The sequence below is a fragment of the Psychrilyobacter sp. genome, assembly GCF_049671765.1.
Lineage (GTDB): Bacteria > Fusobacteriota > Fusobacteriia > Fusobacteriales > Fusobacteriaceae > Psychrilyobacter.
Genome location: NZ_JBATVM010000009.1, coordinates 1 through 1,775, shown reverse-complemented (window position 1 = coordinate 1,775; position 1,775 = coordinate 1). Strand labels below are relative to the sequence as shown.

At 26.1% G+C, this 1,775-nt stretch carries 2 protein-coding genes; one reads left to right on the top strand and one right to left on the bottom strand.

Going from position 1 to position 1,775, the window contains the following annotated elements:
* A partial coding sequence (locus WBG30_RS00485) for a histidinol-phosphatase HisJ family protein (protein WP_424502682.1) occupies positions 1-833 on the top strand: 833 nt, incomplete at its 5' end.
* 45 nt (positions 834-878) lie between these two features.
* Here WBG30_RS00485 and WBG30_RS00480 read toward each other — a convergent pair.
* A complete protein-coding gene (locus WBG30_RS00480) occupies positions 879-1,496 on the bottom strand; it encodes a non-canonical purine NTP pyrophosphatase (protein WP_424502681.1) in 618 nt (205 codons plus the stop codon).
* Between the last annotated feature and the right edge of the window lie 279 nt (positions 1,497-1,775).

Here is a 1,775-nt window from a genome sequence, read left to right as displayed (position 1 = left end):
AAAAAAATAGAGGGAGTGTAAAAATTATGTTTAAGGCAGATTATCATATACATAGTAGTTTTTCTGGAGATTCAAATGAAAATATAGATGATATAGTAAAACAAGCTATATTTTTAAAATTAGATGAAATCGCGATTACAGACCATTTGGAATATGATATGTTAGATATAGACTTTGAAAAATGGACTTTAGATTTGGATAAATATAAAGAAAAAATAATGGAGCTAAAAGAGATCTATAAAGAGAAAATAACGATAAGACACGGAGTAGAAATTGGGGTACAGCCTCAGACTAGGGAATACCTAGAATCTTTAGTAGAAAAATATGATTTTGATTTTGTTATTGCTTCTAATCATGGAATTAATAAAATTGATCTATCTAACGGAACTATTCAAAAAGATAAGACTCGTGATGAAATTCAAAAACTTTATTTTCAAACAATCTTAAAAAATATCGAGTTGTATACTAAATATAATGTTTGGGGACACTTAGATTTTATTACTAGATATGGGGGAAAAGAATTCGCTGGAATGGATTTAGATAAGAATTGGGATTTAATAACGGAAATTCTAGAAAAACTAATTGAGAAAGGAAAAGGAATAGAGATAAATACTTCTGGGTATAGGTACAATGAAAACAGAGTCTATCCGTGTTTTGAAATTATAAAAAAATATGTTGAGTTAGGTGGTAAAATAATAACTGTAGGATCTGATGCTCATAGAAAAGAACAGATAGCCATGGATTTTTCAAAAGCTTATGAAATTTTAAAGGAACTTAAAGTGGAATATGTAACTACCTTTGAGAAGATGAAGCCGATATTTAGGAAAATATAAGTCAAAAAATTCTTATTTTTTTCTATAAATAAAAAGCACACTATTTTAAATAGTGTGCTTAAAACTTTCTTTAAAAAATTTTCTAATTCCTTTATACATACGATTTTCTTGCTCATCTGTTTTCTTTTCTTCAAGATAGTATTTGTTAGTTATAATATTTTTAGATAATGAATCTAGCGGAAAACCTTTTATTTTTAAGTCATAAGGTTTTTCTGATATTATAAATTTATCAAAAGATATCTCCGGTCCTTGATATTTAAAGCTAGTATTTTCATCTATTTTTAGATAGATTGCATTTTCATAACGACTAATAATTTCACCGCCATTCTTTTTCGCAATATTTGAATAATATTCAATCATTTCATCGTCAGAAAGCTCTATTCCTTTAACTCTTCTTATATAAACTCCAGGTTGATCTACATCCTTTACTCCTTCGAAATATAGTCCTGAATCACAAGAAAAAATTGGAATTTTGAATTCTTGAAAATATGATTCAGCTTTTTTCTTGGCGTTTTCTAATGGAGTTTTTCCATCTTCAATTACTTTAGGTATTTTTTTATTTATATCGTTTAATCCAATGATTTCAATATCCATACCATTTAACGCCTCTTTTATCTGTTTTACCTTGGCATCATTTCTTGTACCATAAAGTATTTGTTTCATTAATTTCCCCTTTTTATTTTAAATATATCATAGAAAGCAGTTTTTGTGAATAATCACTATACTAATTAATAAATTTAAATACCTAAACAATACATCATTTGGTTTCAGAAAATTAAGGAAACCTTTCAACAAAAAATGAAGGTTTCCCTTCATTTTTTTATTATTTAGGAAATTATAAATTTCAAGATATGCAAAAAAAATAAATTGTTTAGTCAAATGATAAAGAATTTTCGGTAAAAAATTTATTTCAAAGGATAATATAAATAAAAAAGTATATGC

Bases quoted from the DNA above. Each gene is read 5' to 3' on its own strand.
- WBG30_RS00480 (WP_424502681.1), bottom strand. From the start codon at position 1,496: ATGAAACAAATACTTTATGGTACAAGAAATGATGCCAAGGTAAAACAG.